This window comes from Moraxella sp. I5G, assembly GCF_055193055.1.
Window position 1 is genome coordinate 1 of the sequence record NZ_JBUXLH010000018.1, and the last position, 18,480, is coordinate 18,480.

The 18,480-nt window shown below is 46.0% G+C and carries 12 protein-coding genes; 3 read left to right on the top strand and 9 right to left on the bottom strand.

The window, feature by feature from the left end; genetic code table 11:
- Positions 1–219 (bottom strand): hypothetical protein (locus ACZBKJ_RS09025; protein ID WP_463200730.1); only part of this gene is annotated, 219 nt, incomplete at its 3' end.
- On the opposite strand from ACZBKJ_RS09025, the gene ACZBKJ_RS09030 reads away from it, so the two are divergent.
- From ACZBKJ_RS09030 to putA, 3 genes are all read left to right on the top strand, one after another.
- A complete protein-coding gene (locus ACZBKJ_RS09030; RefSeq protein WP_463200731.1) occupies positions 203–5,023 on the top strand; it encodes a YadA-like family protein in 4,821 nt (1,606 codons plus the stop codon). The two genes, ACZBKJ_RS09025 and ACZBKJ_RS09030, sit on opposite strands and share 17 nt — an antisense overlap.
- A 576-nt stretch (positions 5,024–5,599) precedes the next feature.
- Entirely contained in the window at positions 5,600–7,126 is a 1,527-nt protein-coding gene (gene putP / locus ACZBKJ_RS09035; protein ID WP_463200733.1) for a sodium/proline symporter PutP, read from the top strand.
- A gap of 274 nt (positions 7,127–7,400) precedes the next feature.
- Complete coding sequence (gene putA, locus ACZBKJ_RS09040) at positions 7,401–11,006, top strand: bifunctional proline dehydrogenase/L-glutamate gamma-semialdehyde dehydrogenase PutA (protein ID WP_463200734.1); 3,606 nt, start codon at positions 7,401–7,403, stop codon at positions 11,004–11,006.
- A gap of 52 nt (positions 11,007–11,058) precedes the next feature.
- Here the strand turns inward: putA and epmA are convergent, their stop codons facing one another.
- The 8 genes from epmA to ACZBKJ_RS09080 form a co-directional block, all read right to left on the bottom strand.
- Positions 11,059–12,045 (bottom strand): EF-P lysine aminoacylase EpmA, encoded by a 987-nt coding sequence (gene epmA / locus ACZBKJ_RS09045; RefSeq protein WP_463200735.1) that lies wholly within the window; start codon positions 12,043–12,045, stop codon positions 11,059–11,061.
- The gene (locus ACZBKJ_RS09050) at positions 12,038–13,111 is read right to left on the bottom strand and encodes a 4-phosphoerythronate dehydrogenase (protein WP_463200736.1); all 1,074 of its coding nucleotides are present in this window, start codon (positions 13,109–13,111) and stop codon (positions 12,038–12,040) included. The genes epmA and ACZBKJ_RS09050 overlap by 8 nt, the downstream gene beginning before the upstream one ends.
- Positions 13,111–14,205: an AI-2E family transporter gene (locus tag ACZBKJ_RS09055; protein WP_463200763.1), complete on the bottom strand. Its 1,095-nt coding sequence runs from the start codon at positions 14,203–14,205 to the stop codon at positions 13,111–13,113. The genes ACZBKJ_RS09050 and ACZBKJ_RS09055 overlap by 1 nt, the downstream gene beginning before the upstream one ends.
- 181 nt (positions 14,206–14,386) lie before the next feature.
- Positions 14,387–15,541 carry a 5-(carboxyamino)imidazole ribonucleotide synthase gene (locus ACZBKJ_RS09060; protein ID WP_463200737.1) on the bottom strand — a complete coding sequence of 385 codons (1,155 nt, stop codon included), beginning with the start codon at positions 15,539–15,541 and terminating at the stop codon, positions 14,387–14,389.
- Positions 15,538–16,074, bottom strand: coding sequence for a 5-(carboxyamino)imidazole ribonucleotide mutase (gene purE / locus ACZBKJ_RS09065; RefSeq protein ID WP_463200738.1), 537 nt, complete (start codon positions 16,072–16,074; stop codon positions 15,538–15,540). The genes ACZBKJ_RS09060 and purE overlap by 4 nt, the downstream gene beginning before the upstream one ends.
- A 46-nt stretch (positions 16,075–16,120) precedes the next feature.
- Positions 16,121–17,050: a metallophosphoesterase gene (locus ACZBKJ_RS09070; protein ID WP_463200739.1), complete on the bottom strand. Its 930-nt coding sequence runs from the start codon at positions 17,048–17,050 to the stop codon at positions 16,121–16,123.
- Positions 17,051–17,297: 247 nt separating this feature from the next.
- Complete coding sequence (locus tag ACZBKJ_RS09075; protein ID WP_463200741.1) at positions 17,298–18,293, bottom strand: alpha/beta fold hydrolase; 996 nt, start codon at positions 18,291–18,293, stop codon at positions 17,298–17,300.
- Between the two features lie 8 nt (positions 18,294–18,301).
- Positions 18,302–18,466 carry a rubredoxin gene (locus ACZBKJ_RS09080; protein WP_463200742.1) on the bottom strand — a complete coding sequence of 55 codons (165 nt, stop codon included), beginning with the start codon at positions 18,464–18,466 and terminating at the stop codon, positions 18,302–18,304.
- Positions 18,467–18,480 lie beyond the last annotated feature (14 nt).

Below are 18,480 nucleotides of genomic sequence, written 5' to 3' on the forward strand. Positions count from 1 at the left end.
CAGTTTAAACATCAAAGGCGATAACAAAAATATTGAAACCGAAGCAGGTACAGACGGCATTAAAGTCAAACTGAAAGACGAAATCACATTGACTAGCGTAACTGCTAATACTTTAAAGGCGGGTGATAGCGTACTGACGAATGACGGTCTGAACATTGCCAAAGGTACGGCAGGTTCACCCGTATCCCTGACTAAGTCCGGTTTGAACAACGGCGGCAACAAGATCACCAAAGTTGCTAAAGGTGAAAATGAGGATGATGCTGTGAATTATACTCAGCTTAAAGAGCTGGCTGACAAAGGTCTGACTTTTGATGCGGACGGCAATACTTCGACCTCAAGCAAAAAACTGGGTGAGCGCGTCGGCATCAAAGGCGGCAATAACATCACTACTTCCGCCGACAACGACAATGTTACCGTCAAGCTGAATGACGATATTACGTTGACCAGCGTAACTGCCACTACCTTGAAAGCAGGCGACAGCACGCTGACGACTGCAGGATTGGTTACGCCTAAAGTAACCGCGGGTAATAGCGTGTTGGAGAATAACGGATTGACCATCTCCAACGGCACGGCAGGTTCTTCTGTCTCCCTGACTAAAAACGGTCTAAACAACGGCGGCAACAAAATCGCCAACGTAGCCAAAGGTACGGAAGACACCGACGGAGTGAATGTCAGCCAAATCAAACCGTTGGCAACAGCGCTAAATACGACTGTTGGTGCGGATGGTTCTATCGCAGAGCCCAACTTTACCGTCAATCATGCCGACGGTACGGCGGGTACCCCTGTACACACCGTTCAAGACGCATTGAACGAGGTTGGTAAAGAGTTGAACAAAGGTCTGAACATCGTTGCGGACAACGGGTCGTCTGAAAAAGTCAACTTGGGCGATACAGTCAAGTACACAAGCAAAGACAAGAACATCGTTACCACAAGCGGTACAGGCAAAGAAATCGACTTCAGCCTGGCCGAGAAAGTGACCATCGGTAAAGACGCAGCGAACGGCGGCAAGCCGGTAGTGATTGACGGTAAAGAAGGTATTGTCAGCGGACTGACCAACACCACATTGGGTGCCGCTCCATTGGCCGACTCAAACAAAGCCGCGACCGAAGCCCAACTGGACGCAACCCAAGTGAATTTGGCAAACGTCTTGGGTGGTAACGCAGCCAACAACAACGGCAACGTTACGACCAGCGACATCGGCGGTACAGGTGAAAGCAACGTCCACGACGCGATCAAGTCAGTGAAAGCGACAGCCGACAAAGGTTGGAAGCTGAAAGCGAACGACGAAGCCGACAGCGAAAGCGAAAAAATCGCAGCTGGCGACACCGTGACCGTGAAACAAGGTAAGAACATCCGAGTGAAACGCAGCGGTAAAGAGCTGACGATTGAGACTGAAGACGATGTCGAATTCGGTACGGTTTCCGCTACTACCGTACTGGCCGACAGCTTCATCTCCGGCAACAGCGTACTGAGCGGAGAAGGTCTGAAGATCGGTGCGGACGGTTCACCAAGGCAAGTGTCTCTGACCAATGCCGGTCTGAACAACGGCGGCAACAAGATTGCCAACGTAGCCAAAGGTGTAAAAGACACCGACGCCGTCAACGTCGCGCAGCTGAACGAACAACTCGCCGCCACTGAAAAAACCACCACCGTCGTTGCCGGTAAGAACGTTACCGTCAGCGAAAAAGTGGACGGCAACAACACCGAGTACACGGTTAACGCCGACAAGACCACCCTCAGCCAAGCGGCGGGCGGTGCGGTTAAAGTCAGCGAAGGCGCGAAAGACGCCGACGGTGTTACCGATTACGCGCTGGATTTGACTGACGAAGCCAAAGCCGACATCGCCAAAGGCGTCGCGGCAAAAGACGCGGTGGACAACAAAGGTCTGACCTTTGCCGCCGACAACGGCACGACCGGTGCGAAGAAACTGGGTGACAGCCTGAGCGTCAAAGGCGACGGTAACATCCTGACCCGCGCCGACGAAAACGGCATCGACTTCTCGCTGGCCGACAAGATTACCGTCGGCAAAGCCGGCAACGGCAACAAACCGCTCGTAATCGACGGTACCGCCGGTCTGATTTCCGGTCTGAGCAACACCACCCTGGGCAGTGCGGACTTCGCTACCAAAGCTCAAGCCGCAAGCGAAGAGCAGTTGAACGCAGCCCAAGCCAACCTGGCGAAAATCCTCGGCGGTAACGCGGCCAACAACAAAGGCAACGTGACCACCACCGACATCGGCGGTACCGGCAAAGACAACGTCCATGACGCCATTGCCGCAGTCAAAGAAACTGCCGACAAAGGCTGGAACCTGAATGCCAACGACGAAACCTCGTCTGAAAAAATCGGTGCAGGTGACACCGTGACCTTCAAAGAAGGCAAAAACGTCAAAGTCAGCCGCAACGGTAAGAACATCACCGTAGCGACTTCAGACGACGTCTCCTTCGACAAAGTGACCGTAGGCGGCAGCGTTCTGACCGACAACGGACTGACTGTGGGCAACGGCAAAGCAGGCAAGCCCGTCAGCCTGACCAAAGACGGTCTGAACAACGGTGGCAATAAAGTGTCCGACATTGCCGCAGGCGAAGCCGACACCGACGCAGTAAACGTTGCACAGCTCAAAGCAGCCGCAGCGAAAGCGACATCTAAAGTGGACAGCGGCAACGACAACATCGTCGTCACACCAGAGCAAAATGCCGACGGCAGCACCACTTACAAAGTGGCGACCGCACCCAACCTCAAAGCCGAGAGCTTCACCGCAGGCGATACCGTTGTGAACAACGACGGCGTTAAAGTCGGCGACAAAGTGGCACTGGGCAAAGACGGTCTGAAAGCAGGCGATGTGAACATCACTGCTGATGGCATCAACGCAGGCAACAAAGCCATCAGCAACGTTGCCGCCGGTGTGAAAGACACCGATGCCGCCAACGTCGGACAGCTGAACCGTCTGACTGCCGCTGCCAAGACCGAAGTCGAAGCCGGCACCAACATCGCCGGCGTGACCAGCAAACAAGGCGCGAACGGTCAAACCGTTTACACCGTTAACGCAGACGGTGCGAGCGTCTCCGCAGGTTCCGACAAAATCGTCGTGACCAAAGGCAAAAAAGATGCCAACAATGTGATCGACTACGCGGTTGACCTGTCTAAAGCCGTCAAAGACGACATCGCCAAAGGCGTAGCGGCGAAAGACGCAGTAGACAACAAAGGCATCAGCTTCGCAGGCGACAGCGGTAAGACCGTTGCCAACAAACTGGGCGATACCGTGGCTGTTAAAGGCGATGCCAACATCACCACCAGCGCAGGTGCGAACGGCATTCAGGTCGGTCTCAACAAAGATCTGAAAGTCGACAGCGTCAAAGCAGGCGATACTGTTGTGAACAACAACGGCGTCAACGTCGGCGACAAAGTGGCACTGGGTAAAGACGGTCTGAAAGCAGGCGATGTGAACATCACTGCCGAGGGCATCAACGCAGGCGGTAAGAAAGTGACCGGCGTCGCCGCAGGCACCGTCGCCGCAGGCAGCACCGATGCCGTCAACGGCGGACAACTGCACCAAGTTTACGAACTGATCGGCAGCAACGGCGGCAACGTCAACACCGCACCGCCGGCAGTCGAAGCAGACGGCAAAGCAGGCTTGGGTAATATCAAAAACATTACCCTGGTGGACAACAGCAACAATCCGAACGTGACCAACGTTACGAACGAGACCAAGATTGCCCAGTCCAACGGTTACAGCCTCGTGACCTACAACGTCGAAGACCAAGGCATGTACGTGACCAACAACGTCATCGAAGCCGTAGGCCGTATGAACGAACAAGGTATCAAGTTCTTCCATACTAATGATGGAAAGGTAAATCCTGATGTACAGGCCTATAACAGCGAAGACTCTAGCGCGAGCGGCGCCTACGCCACGGCAGTCGGCTTCCAAGCCGCCTCCAAAGGCACCAACGCCATCGCCATCGGTAAAGGTGCTAAAGCCAACGCCGAGAACACCATCGCCATCGGTACCGGCAACATCGTCAGCGGCAAAAACTCCGGCGCCATCGGTGACCCGACCGTAGTAAGCGGCAACAGTTCTTACTCCATCGGTAACAACAACAACGTATCCGCCGACAACGCCTACGCACTGGGCAGCAACATCAAAGCCACGGTCAACGACTCCGTCTACCTCGGAGACCGCGCCCAAACCCAAGGCATCCGCACGGCTGATGCAGCCAAAGGCGAAGCCTACACCTACGGCGGTCTGAACGACAAAGCCGTAGCAGGCAAAGCAGGTTCGACTGCCGCAGCGAACAAAGTCGCCGGTGTCGTTACCGTCGGCAACGGCACGGACGAGACCCGTCAGGTACAAGGTGTAGCCGCAGGTGTGGTATCGGCGGATTCGACCGATGCGATCAACGGCAGCCAGTTGTATTACACCAATCAGGCGATTGCCAACGTAGCGACACAAGCGACGGCGGCGAAAACCGAAGTTACCGCAGGTAAGAACGTCGTCGTTAACCAAACGACCGGCAACAGCGGTCAGACCGTGTACAACGTTGCGACTGCCGATAAACTCGACGTAACCAGCGTGACTGCAGGCGGTGTAACCGTTAACGCGCAAGGTGTCAGCATCGCTGCTCCGACCGCCCATAATCCGGCGAATACCGTCAGCCTCAGCCCGATCGGTCTGAACAACGGCGGACAACGCATCACCAACGTCGCTCCGGCGAAAGAAGGTACTGATGCGGTCAACCTGAACCAGCTCGCCGGCGTAGGTAACGCCCTGCAAAACAACATCGAACGCGTCGGCAAAAAAGCCTACGCAGGGGTCGCAGGCGCGATTGCCCACAGTTCAATCCCTCAGGTTACTAGACCTGGTGCTACTGGCTTAAGTGTGGGTAGCGGCTATTATGGTGGTCAATCCGCAGTTGCGGTTGGTTTATCCACCATGAGTGATAATGGCAATTGGGTGTTTAAGGGCAGTTTTTCTGCTAATACAGATGGTCATTTAGGTGTTGGCGCTGGCGCTTTATATCAATGGTAATTTAATCAAGAAAAAAACTGCTTAACTTTTTAAGCAGTTTTTTTATTTATATAATTATGTGTTATACTTTAAACCATAATTAAGATTAGTATCATATCTTATTGTTTTAAAAAAAATTATTTAAAAATTGAAATAAAAATAAATCTTATAATCATATTAACTGATATTGCCATTTTTAATTTTAAGATTAAATAATATTTTTGTTTTAAAATCAATTAATTTATTTTTTTATGAATGGTTTTTTAATCACATTATTCTGTTAATTTTAATAACTATCAATGGTTCTTTATAATTGTTATTAATAATTTGATAGCCCAAAATAAGAAATAAGTATAGCTTTTTACACTATTTATTGAATTTTTCTTGATTTTTTTATAATTAACGATTATTATTATCATTTATAAAAAATAACATTTGTATACTTTGCAAGTATATAAATTTGTGATATGCTGAAATAAATAAGTTACAATTTTTATTGTAAGAGTAAGATAATAGATTTTTGATATTTCAAAATCAGGCATGGATTGCTTACAATTTAGGAGCCTGTATTTTAGAGGATTGGACGAGGACGAATAAATGAATCCCATGTATATCACTTTTGCAATCTATCTGGTTGCTGTTCTCTTGATTGGTCTGGCCGCGTATTTCTCCACGCGCAATTTCGATGATTATATTTTGGGCGGCCGCAGCTTGGGCCCGTTTGTTACAGCGATGTCGGCGGGCGCGTCCGATATGTCGGGCTGGCTTTTGATGGGCCTGCCCGGCGCGATTTATTTGAGCGGTTTGAATGAGGCTTGGATTGCCATCGGTTTGGTGATCGGCGCGTATTTCAACTGGCTTTTGGTGGCGGGCCGTCTGCGTGTGCATACTGAATATGCCAATAATGCGCTGACGCTGCCGGATTATTTCTTCCACCGCTTTGGCGCGGGCGGACATTTGATGAAAGTGGTTTCCGCGCTGATTATCTTGTTTTTCTTCACGATTTATTGTGCTTCGGGCATTGTGGCGGGCGCAACTTTGTTCCAAAGCCTGTTTGAAGGCATGACTTACACCCAAGCCATGTGGTTAGGCGCGGGCGCGACCATTGCTTATACCTTCTTGGGTGGCTTCTTAGCGGTCAGCTGGACGGATACGCTGCAAGCTTCTTTGATGATTTTTGCGCTGATTTTGACGCCGGTAATGGTGTATCTGGGTCTGGGCGGCGCAGAACAAATGTCTGCCGCAATTCAGAGCGTTGCCGCAGGCACAGGCAAAGAATACGGCAGCCTGTTTGCCGGTACGACCGTCATCGGCATTATTTCCACAGCCGCATGGGGCTTGGGCTATTTCGGTCAGCCGCACATTTTGGCGCGCTTTATGGCGGCTGAGAGCGCAAAATCGCTGGTATCCGCACGCCGCATCGGTATGACTTGGATGGTGTTGTGTCTGGCAGGCGCGGTCGCGGTCGGTTATTTTGGCATTGCGTATTTTGGAGCAAACCCCGACCAAGTCGCTTCAATGAAGGGCAACCACGAACGTATCTTTATTACACTTTCCACATTGCTGTTCAACCCTTGGATTGCAGGCATTATTTTGAGCGCGATTTTGGCGGCGGTCATGTCCACTTTGTCTTGCCAGCTTTTGGTTTGCTCCAGCGCAATTACCGAAGACTTCTACAAAGGCTTTTTGCGCAAAAATGCGCCGCAGTCAGAATTGGTGTGGATTGGTCGTCTGATGGTATTGGCGATTGCTATTATCTCGATTCTGATTGCTTCCGACCCTGAGAGCAAAGTTTTAGGCTTGGTGTCTTATGCTTGGGCAGGTTTCGGAGCAGCGTTCGGTCCGATTGTGATTCTGTCGGTATTGTGGAAACGCATCACGGCATATGGCGCTTTGTCGGGCATGATTGCCGGCGCGCTGACTGTGGTGGCATGGGCGGAGTGGGTCAAAAAACCGGCTTTGGCTGCACATGAAACCGGTCTTTTGACCATGTACGAAATCGTTCCCGGCTTCATCGCTTGTTTGGTGATCGCTATTTTGGTTTCACTGACCGACAAAGAGCCGTCTCGTGAAATCCAAGAACGTTTTGAAAAAGCGGACGCGGAATACCGCGAGGCGAAATAAGTGTTTTCAGACGACCTACCATCTATTGTAGGTCGTCTGAATTTTTTATGGACAACAGGTTTTGTTTTTATTTTGACGCCAATAGTGATAATTCGGTCTTTTGACCTTATCTGCTTTTTATCAAAGCAAAAAACCCTGTTTTCAAGGTAAATTACTTGTTCGCCCCGTATAAATTTATTACGATATTATCTATATGCTTTAAATCTTTTCAGACGACCCCGCGAAGGGATGGGGTCGTCTGAAAATCATCATAAAAACTTTGGAGAATCTTAAAATGTTTGACTTTGCTTTTCCGACACAAACGCCACTGCGCCAAGCGATTACCGATGCTTACCGCCGCGACGAAATCGAAGCCGTTCAGGATATGCTGCAACGCGCCCAGATGAGCGATGAGGAGCGTCGGGCGGCGTCCGAACTCGCGCGCCGTTTGGTTACGCAGGTTCGTGCCAGCCGCACCAAAGCCAGCGGGGTAGATGCGCTGATGCACGAGTTTTCGCTCTCCAGCGAAGAAGGCATTGCGCTGATGTGTCTGGCGGAAGCTTTGCTGCGCATTCCCGACAATGCGACGCGCGACCGCCTGATTGCCGACAAAATTTCCGAAGGCAACTGGAAAAGCCATTTGAACAACAGCCCGTCCCTGTTCGTCAACGCCGCCGCATGGGGCTTGCTGATTACCGGCAAACTGACCGCGCCGAGCGACAAGCAGATGGGTTCGGCTCTGAACCGCCTCGTCAGCAAAGGCGGCGCCCCCCTGATCCGCCAAGGCGTGAACTACGCCATGCGCTTATTGGGCAAGCAGTTTGTTACCGGACAAACCATTGAAGAAGCGCTGCAAAACGGCAAAGAGCGTGAAAAAATGGGCTACCGCTTCTCCTTCGATATGTTGGGCGAAGCCGCCTACACCCAAGAAGATGCCGACCGCTATTACAACGACTACGTTCAAGCCATTCACGCCATCGGCAAAGACGCCGCCGGACAAGGCGTTTACGAAGGCAACGGCATTTCCGTCAAACTCTCCGCCATCCATCCGCGCTACTCGCGCGCCCAACACGAACGCGTGATGAGCGAACTCTTGCCTCGTCTGAAAGAGTTGTTCCTTTTGGGTAAAAAATACGATATCGGTATCAATATCGACGCCGAAGAAGCCAACCGTTTGGAGCTGTCTTTGGATTTGATGGAGGCACTCGTTTCCGACCCCGATTTAGCCGGTTACAAAGGCATCGGCTTTGTCGTTCAGGCATATCAAAAACGCTGCCCCTTTGTCATCGACTATCTGATTGACCTTGCCCGCCGCAACAATCAAAAACTGATGATCCGCCTCGTTAAAGGCGCGTACTGGGACAGCGAAATCAAATGGGCGCAAGTGGACGGCCTGGACGGCTATCCGACCTACACCCGCAAAGTCCATACCGACATTTCCTACCTCGCCTGCGCGCGCAAACTGCTGGACGCGCAAGACGCCGTGTTCCCGCAATTCGCCACCCACAACGCCTACACATTGGGCGCGATTTACCAAATGGGCAAAGGCAAAGACTTTGAACACCAATGCCTGCACGGCATGGGCGAAACCTTGTACGACCAAGTGGTCGGCCCGCAAAACTTAGGCCGCCGCGTGCGCGTGTACGCCCCGGTCGGTACGCACGAAACCCTGCTTGCCTACTTGGTGCGCCGCCTGTTGGAAAATGGCGCGAACTCGTCGTTCGTCAACCAAATCGTCGATGAAAACATCAGCATCGACACGCTGATCCGCAGCCCGTTCGACACCATCGCCGAACAAGGCATCCACCTGCACAACGCCTTGCCGCTGCCGCGCGATTTGTACGGCAGGGGTCGTCTGAACTCTCAAGGCGTCGATTTCAGCAACGAAACCGTGTTGCAACAGCTTCAAGAAAAACTCAACCGTGCCGCCGCGCAAGACTTCCATGCCGCATCCATTATCAACGGTAAAGCCCGCGATGTCGGCGAAGCGCAGCCGATTAAAAACCCCGCCGACCACGACGACATCGTCGGCACAGTCAGCTTTGCCGACGCCGCTCTTGCCCAAGAAGCCGTCGGTGCAACCGTTGCCGCATTTCCTGAATGGAGCGCGACGCCAGCCGCCGAGCGCGCCGAATGCCTGCGCCGCTTTGCCGATTTGCTGGAGCAGCACACCCCCGCGCTGATGATGCTTGCCGTGCGCGAAGCCGGTAAAACGCTGAATAACGCCGTCGCCGAAGTGCGCGAAGCCGTCGATTTTTGCCGCTACTACGCAGGCGAAGCCGAAAACACCCTGCCCAAAGATGCCAAAGCCGTCGGTGCCATCGTCGCCATCAGCCCGTGGAACTTCCCGCTCGCCATCTTTACCGGCGAAGTCGTTTCCGCATTGGCAGCCGGCAACACCGTCATCGCCAAACCTGCCGAACAAACCAGCCTGATTGCCAGCTACGCCGTTTCCCTGATGCACGAAGCAGGCATCCCGACTTCCGCCTTGCAGCTTGTCCTCGGCGCAGGCGATGTCGGCGCAGCGTTGACAGGCGACCCGCGCATCGGCGGCGTGATTTTCACCGGCTCGACCGAAGTGGCGCAACTGATTAACAAAGCCCTTGCCAAACGCGACGACAGCCCCGTCTTGATTGCCGAAACCGGCGGTCAAAACGCCATGATTGTTGACTCCACCGCGCTGCCCGAGCAAGTTTGCTTGGACGTGCTCAACTCCGCCTTCGACAGCGCGGGACAACGCTGCTCTGCCCTGCGCATCCTGTGCGTCCAAGAGGACGTTGCTGACAAGATGCTCGCCATCATCAAAGGCGCGATGGACGAATTGGTCGTCGGCAAACCCGTTCAGCTCACCACCGACGTAGGCCCCGTCATCGATGCCGAAGCGCAGCAAAACCTGCAATCGCATATCAACAAAATGAAAGGCATTGCCAAGTCTTACCACGAAGTCAAAGCCGCTTCCGACGTTGATCCTGCGAAATCCACCTTCGTGCTGCCGATTTTGTTCGAACTCAACAACTTGAACGAACTTACCCGCGAAGTTTTTGGTCCGGTGCTGCACGTCGTCCGCTACCGCGCCGACGAGCTTGACCAAATCATCGACCAAATCAACAGCAAAGGCTACGCGCTCACCAGCGGCGTACACAGCCGCATCGAAGGCACGGTCAAACGCATCCGCGAACGCATCGAAGCGGGCAACGTTTACGTCAACCGCAACATCGTCGGCGCGGTCGTCGGCGTACAACCGTTCGGCGGACACGGTATGTCCGGTACTGGTCCGAAAGCAGGGGGCTCGTTCTACCTGCAAAAACTGACCCGCATCCCCGAATGGGTTGCCCCGCCGCTGAGCCGCATCGGACAAGCGGACGAAGCCGCGCTCAAACGCCTCGAAGCCTTGATTCACAAGCTGCCGTTTAATACAGAAGAGAAAAGCATCGTTCAAACAACTTTAGAAAAATCAGCTGCTCGTAATTTGTGTAAAGCAGAAGCCTTGCTTCCAGGACCAACGGGCGAACGCAATTCATTGCACTGGCACGCTTCAAAACGCATTTGGATTTATGGAGGAAATTTACTCCAAGCTGTTTGCGCGTTGGCTGTTTTGTGCGTTGCAGGCGTGCATGTTGTGGTTCAGCAAGAAAGCCCGTTGTCTGCTTATGTAGGTGATTTAAAAGGTTTACTGGAAATTGCTGATAAACCAGAAAATACAGGAATTAGTCGTGTGGTAGCCTTGGAGCCATTACCAAGCGCAATAAAACAAACTTTAGCACAATGTGATGGGGCGTTAATTCGTATTTTACCATCAGAGCAAGGGGTGGATATTTTGCAAGTGTTTGAAGAAATCTCTTGCAGTGTCAATACAACTGCTGCTGGCGGCAATGCTAGCTTAATGGCTAAAGCCGATTAATTAACAACATGATTTAAAAAACCGCTTATTTTTTTAAGCGGTTTTTTTAAATTTAAGCATTATCCGTTGTGATGGTAATAGCATTTTGAATGCTATCAAGTTTTCCATAAACCATAAACAAACGGTCAATACCTAAAGCGATGCCGCTGCAAGGCGGTAAATCTCGACAGCAATTTATTAAATTAATATCAATAGGGATGGTATTTAATCCTAATTGCTGGCGCTTAAAATTGTCATTTTCAAATCGTTGGAGCAATTCTTCACCGTCAGACAATTCATCATAAGCATTTGCAATTTCAATACCGTCAATATACAGCTCAAAACGTTTTGCGATTAAATGACCATCCTTGTCTGATTCAATTTTGGCAAGAGATGCTGTTTGTGGTGGATAATCTAAAATGATGGTTGGTAAATCAAAACCTAAACTAGGCTCAATTAAATGACTAAATAATAAATCTAACCAACTTTGTTTATCATCACCCATATCAACAAAAATATCGTGTTTTATGGCGCATTGTTTTAAAGTGTCAATATCTGCTAAAAATGGATGAATATTTAATTTGTCAATAAATGTTTGAGCATAACGATAGCGTTTTATTGGCATTGGACGATGAAAAACTTTAGTTAATAACTCACCTAATTCATTTATTAATTGTTCAAGCGTAAAATGTGGACGATACCATTCCAGCATGGTAAATTCAATATTGTGTTTACTGCCTTTTTCATTATCACGAAAAACTTGACAAATTTGATAAATAGGTAATTGATAATCTGCCAGTACTCGTTTCATGGCAAATTCTGGCGATGTGTGTAGATAACCTGTTTTTAATTGACCGTTTTGATGAAATAGGGCGCGCACTGAATCAATAAAAACTTCAGTATTGCCATAATGTGATAATATCGGTGTTGTAATTTCTAATACATGTTTTTTAGCAAAAAAAAGTCGAATATCAGCGAGCATTTGAGCTTTTCTAATGGCCAAATCCACTGACAAAGAAGGTTGATAGTCATTTGTTTGCTTATTTTTTATATTATTCATTAAACAGCCACTCTCTTTTTAAAGGATAATCCTTTCTTAATAAATCAAATTGTTTACCAAAATTATATTGGCTATTAATATTTCTTAATTTTTTATCATCATGATAAATATCATAATAGTTTGGTAATAAAGATAAATCGTTTTTGAGTATTTGCCAATGATATGGATTATTTGGTAATAATGACTCAATAGTTTGTTTGATTGGTAAATTAAAAGTTTGACAAAACTTTTGATAGATTATATCAGTGCCACGAATTTTACCTTCTAAAGTATAGCCTGCGATATGTGGCGTGGCAATTGTTAATGAATTTAATAAATTATTATCAATATTAGGCTCAAAAGGAAAAACATCCAATACCGTTTTTATTTTTTTATCAACGATACTTTCAATCAAATCATTTTGACAAATAATTTCCCCACGCGCGCTATTAATTAATAATGCATGATTTTTGAGATGGGTTAGGGTGCTTTTATTGAATAATTGGTAAGTTGGATACACGGTATTTTTAGTTAAGGGCGTATGAATGCTAACAACATCACTGTGGTTTAATAAATCTTTAAAATCACTGTTGTTTAATTCTGATTTTTCTAAAAAAGGGTCATACCCTAAAATTTGCCAATTTAAATCTTGAGCATAGTGTGCTAACGTGCTGCCAATATTGCCAAGACCAATAATACCCAAAGTAATTTTTTTAGATAAATAATCAGGATATAACGTCAAAATGGCGGTTATCACATATTGGGCGACAGAATGTTTACTACAGCCTTTGGCATTACCAAATGTGATATTATTTTTTTGTAAAAAATCTTTATCGACGTGGTCGGTGCCAATCGTGGCTGAACCAACAAATTTGAGCTGATGCAGCCGATTAAAAATTTTTGAATTAATCTGACTGACTGAACGGATAAATAAAGCATCGGGTCGATATTTATCAAGCGTGTTTTGGTTGATTTGCCTGCCAGCAAGTTTGACAACATTGATATTGTGATGTTTGCCCAAATAGTCATCAATGCAGGCAATATTTTCATCACATACAACACAAATAGAAGATTGATTTTGGTTCATTAAGATTCCTTATGTTCTAGTTTTTGGGCAAAAAATTCATTTTTATGCTGACTTATCCATTCGCGCCATACCGCAAGCCCAATTGCTAGCACCACAGGACCAATAAATAATCCCACCGTTCCAAAAGCGGTCAAACCGCCTAAAACGCCAATAAAAATGATGATAAAAGGAATCTTGGTAGCGCCACTGATGACAATCGGGCGAATCAAATTATCCACCCAGCTAATGACAAACGTACCCCAAAGACCAAGCCCAATCCCTTCGGTGGTATGACCTTGGGATAAAAGCCAAAGCGCAACTCCACCCCAGGCAAATGGTGTGCCAAAAGGAATGAGTGCGATAATAAAAGTTAAAATTGTCAAAAGAATAGGGTTGGGAGCGCCAGCTACAGCATAACCAATCCCTGCTAGTACTGCCTGAGCAAGTGCAGTCAGTCCAATTCCATAAACGACCGCTTGCGTGGTTGCTCCAACCGAATCGATATAGCCATCAATGCGATTGCCAATAATATTACGTAGAGCTTGGCGGATTTGATGCATTAGACTCAAACCATCTCGATAAAAGAAAAACAGCGTCATCAACGCCATACCAAGTTTGGCAAACCCTTTAAATGCAGCATCAAAAGCAATTTTGCCATAGTATAGATGTGATTGTATCCATGAGCGAAAAGCCTCCATGGTGGCATCGGGATTTTTATTCATTTCCCACAAAATATCTTTAATTTGCTGCCCAACAACAGGAAGGTTTTTAATGTTTTCAGGTAAATCCACATAACCTGCTTGAATCCTGCGAACCAAAGTACCATAAAAACTAATGACTTCTTGTTGCAGTATAAAAACCCCAACAACCAAAGGAATGCCAATCATCAAAGAGATGCTGACTGTCATGATTAATGCGCTAAAATTTGGGCTAAATTTGACCTTTTGATAAAAAAAACGGTAAAATGGAAAGGTAACATAAGCTAAGATTGCTCCCCATAATGCAGGAGCAATAAAAAAATAAATAACCTTTAAACATAAAACAATCAAAACAGCAAGCAAAGTAATTGCCAATAGCCTTTGAATAACCAGCTCTTTATTCCACATTTCCATCATAACAATCATCAAACCAATAACCAATCTAGAGTTATTATGCCTGATTATCGTAAAAATAGCTTGTGGATTTTAAAAAAATTGTTTAAAAATTCTTACACTTTTTTAACTAATTAAACTTGGTTTCTCAATAATTGATAATTGATAAATTTAAAACTGGTCATTTGAGTGTTTTACCATCTTTTTACAATAATGCTTCTACCGTTTTTGTTAAATCTTCCAAGTGATTATCACAAGCGGGCATTAGAGTAATATGACCAATTTTTCGTCCATCTCGTTCTTGTTTATGATAATGATGAAAATGCACGCCATTTAAGTTAAGCAGTTGAGAAATATCAGGGTATTTACCAATAACATTCAACATGACCGACGGTTTAAGAATATCTGTACTGCCAAGTGGCAAACCTACCACCGCGCGAATATGATTTTCAAATTGGCTGCAAACCGTTGCTTCTATGGTCCAATGTCCAGAATTATGCACGCGAGGAGCGATTTCATTGGCAAGCAGATTATCGCCATTAACAAACAGCTCCAGTGTTAAAACTCCCACATAATCTAAATGCTCTAAAAGTTTTTTAATATTTTCTTGAGCTTTTTGAGTGAGCGTTTGAGCGTTTGGAGCAGGCGCGATGGTTTTGACTAAAATGCCATTTTGATGATGATTTTCCACCAATGGATAATACCGAATTTCACCTGTTTGGCTGCGAACGGCAATAATGGAAACTTCTCGGCTAAAATTAATAAATCCTTCGGCAATTAAGGGCGCGGGTGTTTTGGTTAGTCCGCCTTGACCGGTGGTTGCACTACCAAGAGCCTCCCAAGCAGTCTGAATGTCATTTGATGTTTTGATGACAAATTGTCCTTTGCCATCATAACCACCTCGACTGGTTTTAAGCACCAAAGGCAGACCCAAGTTATCACATGCGGTTTGTAGTTCATTAAAGCTATTGACCGCCATAAAGGGTACAGTTTCAATATCCAATTGACGAAATAATGATTTTTCAGCAAGCCGGTCTTGAGCAATTTTTAAGACGTTTGGCGCAGGAAAAAAATCACGTTGATTGGTTAAATTGGATAAAAAAAGAGCAGTTTGAACAGGCGTATTTTCAAATTCTAAAGTAAAAACATCGCAGGTTTTGGCAAAGTCATCAAGCTGATTATTGGTGTAAACTTGACCATAAAGATTGGCAGGAGCGTCTTTTGCATCTTCTAAAAATACGCATTTCATCCCAAGTTTGAGTGCCGATTGCGCCATCATCATGCCTAATTGTCCACCACCTAAAATGCCAATGGTTTTGATAGTGTGAGTTTTATTTTGTGGGTTGGAATATGCATTCATGAGTTGATGACACCGGGAATAGGGCTGTTTAAAACAGTTTGTGTTTGATTGTTGCGAAAAACATTTAATTTTTGAGCAAGTTCATCATCGTGAAGCGCCAATATTTGAACGGCAAGCAGTCCTGCATTAAAAGCGCCCGCTGTGCCAATAGCTAAGGTGCCAACGGCAACACCTTTTGGCATTTGTACAATGGATAATAGGCTATCCCATCCGCTTAAGGTGCTGGATTTTACAGGCACACCCAACACAGGTAAAGAAGTTTGGCTGGCACACATTCCGGGTAAATGGGCTGCTCCACCCGCGCCAGCGATGATGATTTGTAACCCTTTATCTTTGGCGGTTTTGGCAAAATCAAATAATTTGTCTGGGGTGCGGTGAGCGGAAACGACTTCACAAACAAAGGGTATATTAAAATCAACCAAAACTTGCGCACTTTGACTCATAGTTTGCCAATCTGATTGACTGCCCATGATAATGCCAACTTTAGGCGCGCCACTTGGTGAAGAAATGGTAGAAGGTATAGAATGTGACATAAATTATCCCAAATAAATAAAATTAAAAATATAAACCATTAAAATATTAATCACGATATTGTATAAAATGACAACTATCCAAATGTTGATGACGACTATCAAAACGGTAAGCGGTTAAATAACCATCAATGCCAGCTGAATAATCCACGCAGGCTACCTGCTCTGATAAAATGGCAGGTTTGCCAGATAGCCAATAATGCCCAATAAAAATGGGTTTTTGAGTGTCAATATGAAAATAAGTCAAATCATCTGGTAGGTTGGATAAAGGTAAATTGGGTAAATTTTTAGCAAATAAAATGTCTTGAATGGATTGATGTTGCCAATCATTCATCCACCATTTAACTCGAGCATGTTTACGTTTAATGCCTGTTTTATCATAAAAAATTACACCATCTGGCAATGGCGCTTCTATGCCTTTTAAAATACGTTCTATGGCGATAAATTCAGCTGTATTTTTTTTACTGGCATTTTGCAAAATTTCGGGCGTGAGTAGGTGGTTGGGTGATATTTTTTTTAACAAGGCAATCGCTGATGGGTCATAGCAGGCGTGAATAAAAATTGCATCATCAAGTTCGAGCCAAAGCGGTAGTTGCCAAAAACGATTTAACCAATGATGATGTGTATCTGAATAAAAAATAACCTCATCTAAAAAAGCCTGATGTTGTTTAGTATTGTTGGCAGTCTGTGGACGTAAATAATGCGTGTGGTCTATATCGCTTTTTGTGGCGTAGGCTAGAGCATTGTATTCGTGGTTACCCATAATGATTTGGGCTTGCTGATTGTCCAGCATGTCAAAGGCGATGTTTAATGTGGTGAGTTGTTTTTTGCCTCTATCAATCAAATCTCCAATAAAAATTGCTTGATGACCATTTGGGGCGACGTAGCTTTTGCCATCATGTTGATAACCAAGTTTATTCAAAAGCCCAATCAGCTTGTCAGCTTGACCATGAACATCACCAATAATATCATAAATCATGACAACCAACGCCCAATAAATTTAAAAACTGTTATCATACCCAAATTTTATCAATTTTTAAACCTTTTATATAGATTACTTCTAATTTTAAAAAAATAAGCAAATAAACGTTTGTGCATCAATGTAAATCAGACCTTACAGGTAATAAATTTGTAATATTCTATTATTAATAGCGCTAATAATAAAATTTAGCAATTGGTTGTGATAAATAATTTCAATGAGTTACAAAAATGAATTGATGAATGATTTAGGATAAACAGTGCTGTTTAATAAGCCCAACAACATAAGGATAATAATAAACAGGCAAATCATGTCCAAGTCCTTCTACAACGACAAAATGGCTATTTTTAATGGTTTTAGCAAGAAATCGCCCATGACTTTGATGAATTAATCCATCTTTATTACCATGAATGATAAGTGTGTCCGTGGTGATTTTTTTAGTGTAGGGTAGCAAAGAGCCAGTTGCCAAAATTGCATTCATTTGTTGGGCGATGCCTAAGGGGTAAAAATCGCGATGATAGCGAGTTTGAGCAACTGCGCGCGTACCTTTAATATCAAGATGTCCGGGTGAACCAACCGTCGTCATAAACCACACAGCATGACGCACCATATCGCGTTCAGAATAGCTTTGGGGACGACGAAAAAACGTAGAAAATTCTTTTAATCGGGGCAGCTTAGAAAACGCTTTATTGCTGCTACTAAATAGCAAAATAAGCTTATGAATTAGGTTTTTGTGTTTAGCAGTGACAATCTGAGCAATCATACCCCCCATGGATGCACCAACTAAATTGACGCCAGTTAGATTTAATGTTTGTATTAAACCAACCACATCATCAGCCATATCCACCAAAGTATAGGCAACCTCTTGCTTTTTATTGCCAAATCCAAGTTGATTTTTGGCAATCATCGTTAAGGTTTTTCGTCGCGAAAGCATGTTTTGAGCGGGAATTTTGCTTGATAGACCAGTATCACGATTGTCAAATCGCACAACAAAAAAGCCAGCATCAATAAATAGTTTTAATAAGTCATCAGGCCAAAACATCATCTGCGAACCAAAACCAGCAATAAACACCAAAGGCGGATTGTCAGGGTTGCCGCCTGCCTCGACGCATAGAGTAATGTTATCATTAATTTTTACCATGCTCTGGTACAAATAAGGTGATAAATCAGAGGACTGCCAAAGCTGCCCTAGTTTTTGCCAATTTTGAGGCGGTTTTGGTAATAACGCAGATGATGAGGTCATAACTAGGATTAAATTTCAATCATTTCAAAATCAGCTTTGCCAACGCCGCATTCAGGGCATGTCCAGTCTTCTGGAATGTCTTCCCAGCGTGTGCCGGCAGGTAAGCCCTCTTCAGGGCAGCCTAAAGCTTCATCATAAATCCAGCCACAAACCACACATTGATACTTTTTCATCAAACAACCTCCAA

Coding starts and splice junctions, on each gene's coding strand:
- ACZBKJ_RS09080 (WP_463200742.1), bottom strand. CDS start 18,466: ATGAAAAAGTATCAATGTGTGGTTTGTGGCTGGATTTATGATGAAGCT.
- purE (WP_463200738.1), bottom strand. CDS start 16,074: ATGTCACATTCTATACCTTCTACCATTTCTTCACCAAGTGGCGCGCCT.
- ACZBKJ_RS09070 (WP_463200739.1), bottom strand. CDS start 17,050: ATGATTTATGATATTATTGGTGATGTTCATGGTCAAGCTGACAAGCTG.
- epmA (WP_463200735.1), bottom strand. CDS start 12,045: ATGAATAATATAAAAAATAAGCAAACAAATGACTATCAACCTTCTTTG.
- ACZBKJ_RS09055 (WP_463200763.1), bottom strand. CDS start 14,205: ATGATGGAAATGTGGAATAAAGAGCTGGTTATTCAAAGGCTATTGGCA.
- ACZBKJ_RS09075 (WP_463200741.1), bottom strand. CDS start 18,293: ATGACCTCATCATCTGCGTTATTACCAAAACCGCCTCAAAATTGGCAA.
- putP (WP_463200733.1), top strand. CDS start 5,600: ATGAATCCCATGTATATCACTTTTGCAATCTATCTGGTTGCTGTTCTC.
- putA (WP_463200734.1), top strand. CDS start 7,401: ATGTTTGACTTTGCTTTTCCGACACAAACGCCACTGCGCCAAGCGATT.
- ACZBKJ_RS09050 (WP_463200736.1), bottom strand. CDS start 13,111: ATGAACCAAAATCAATCTTCTATTTGTGTTGTATGTGATGAAAATATT.
- ACZBKJ_RS09060 (WP_463200737.1), bottom strand. CDS start 15,541: ATGAATGCATATTCCAACCCACAAAATAAAACTCACACTATCAAAACC.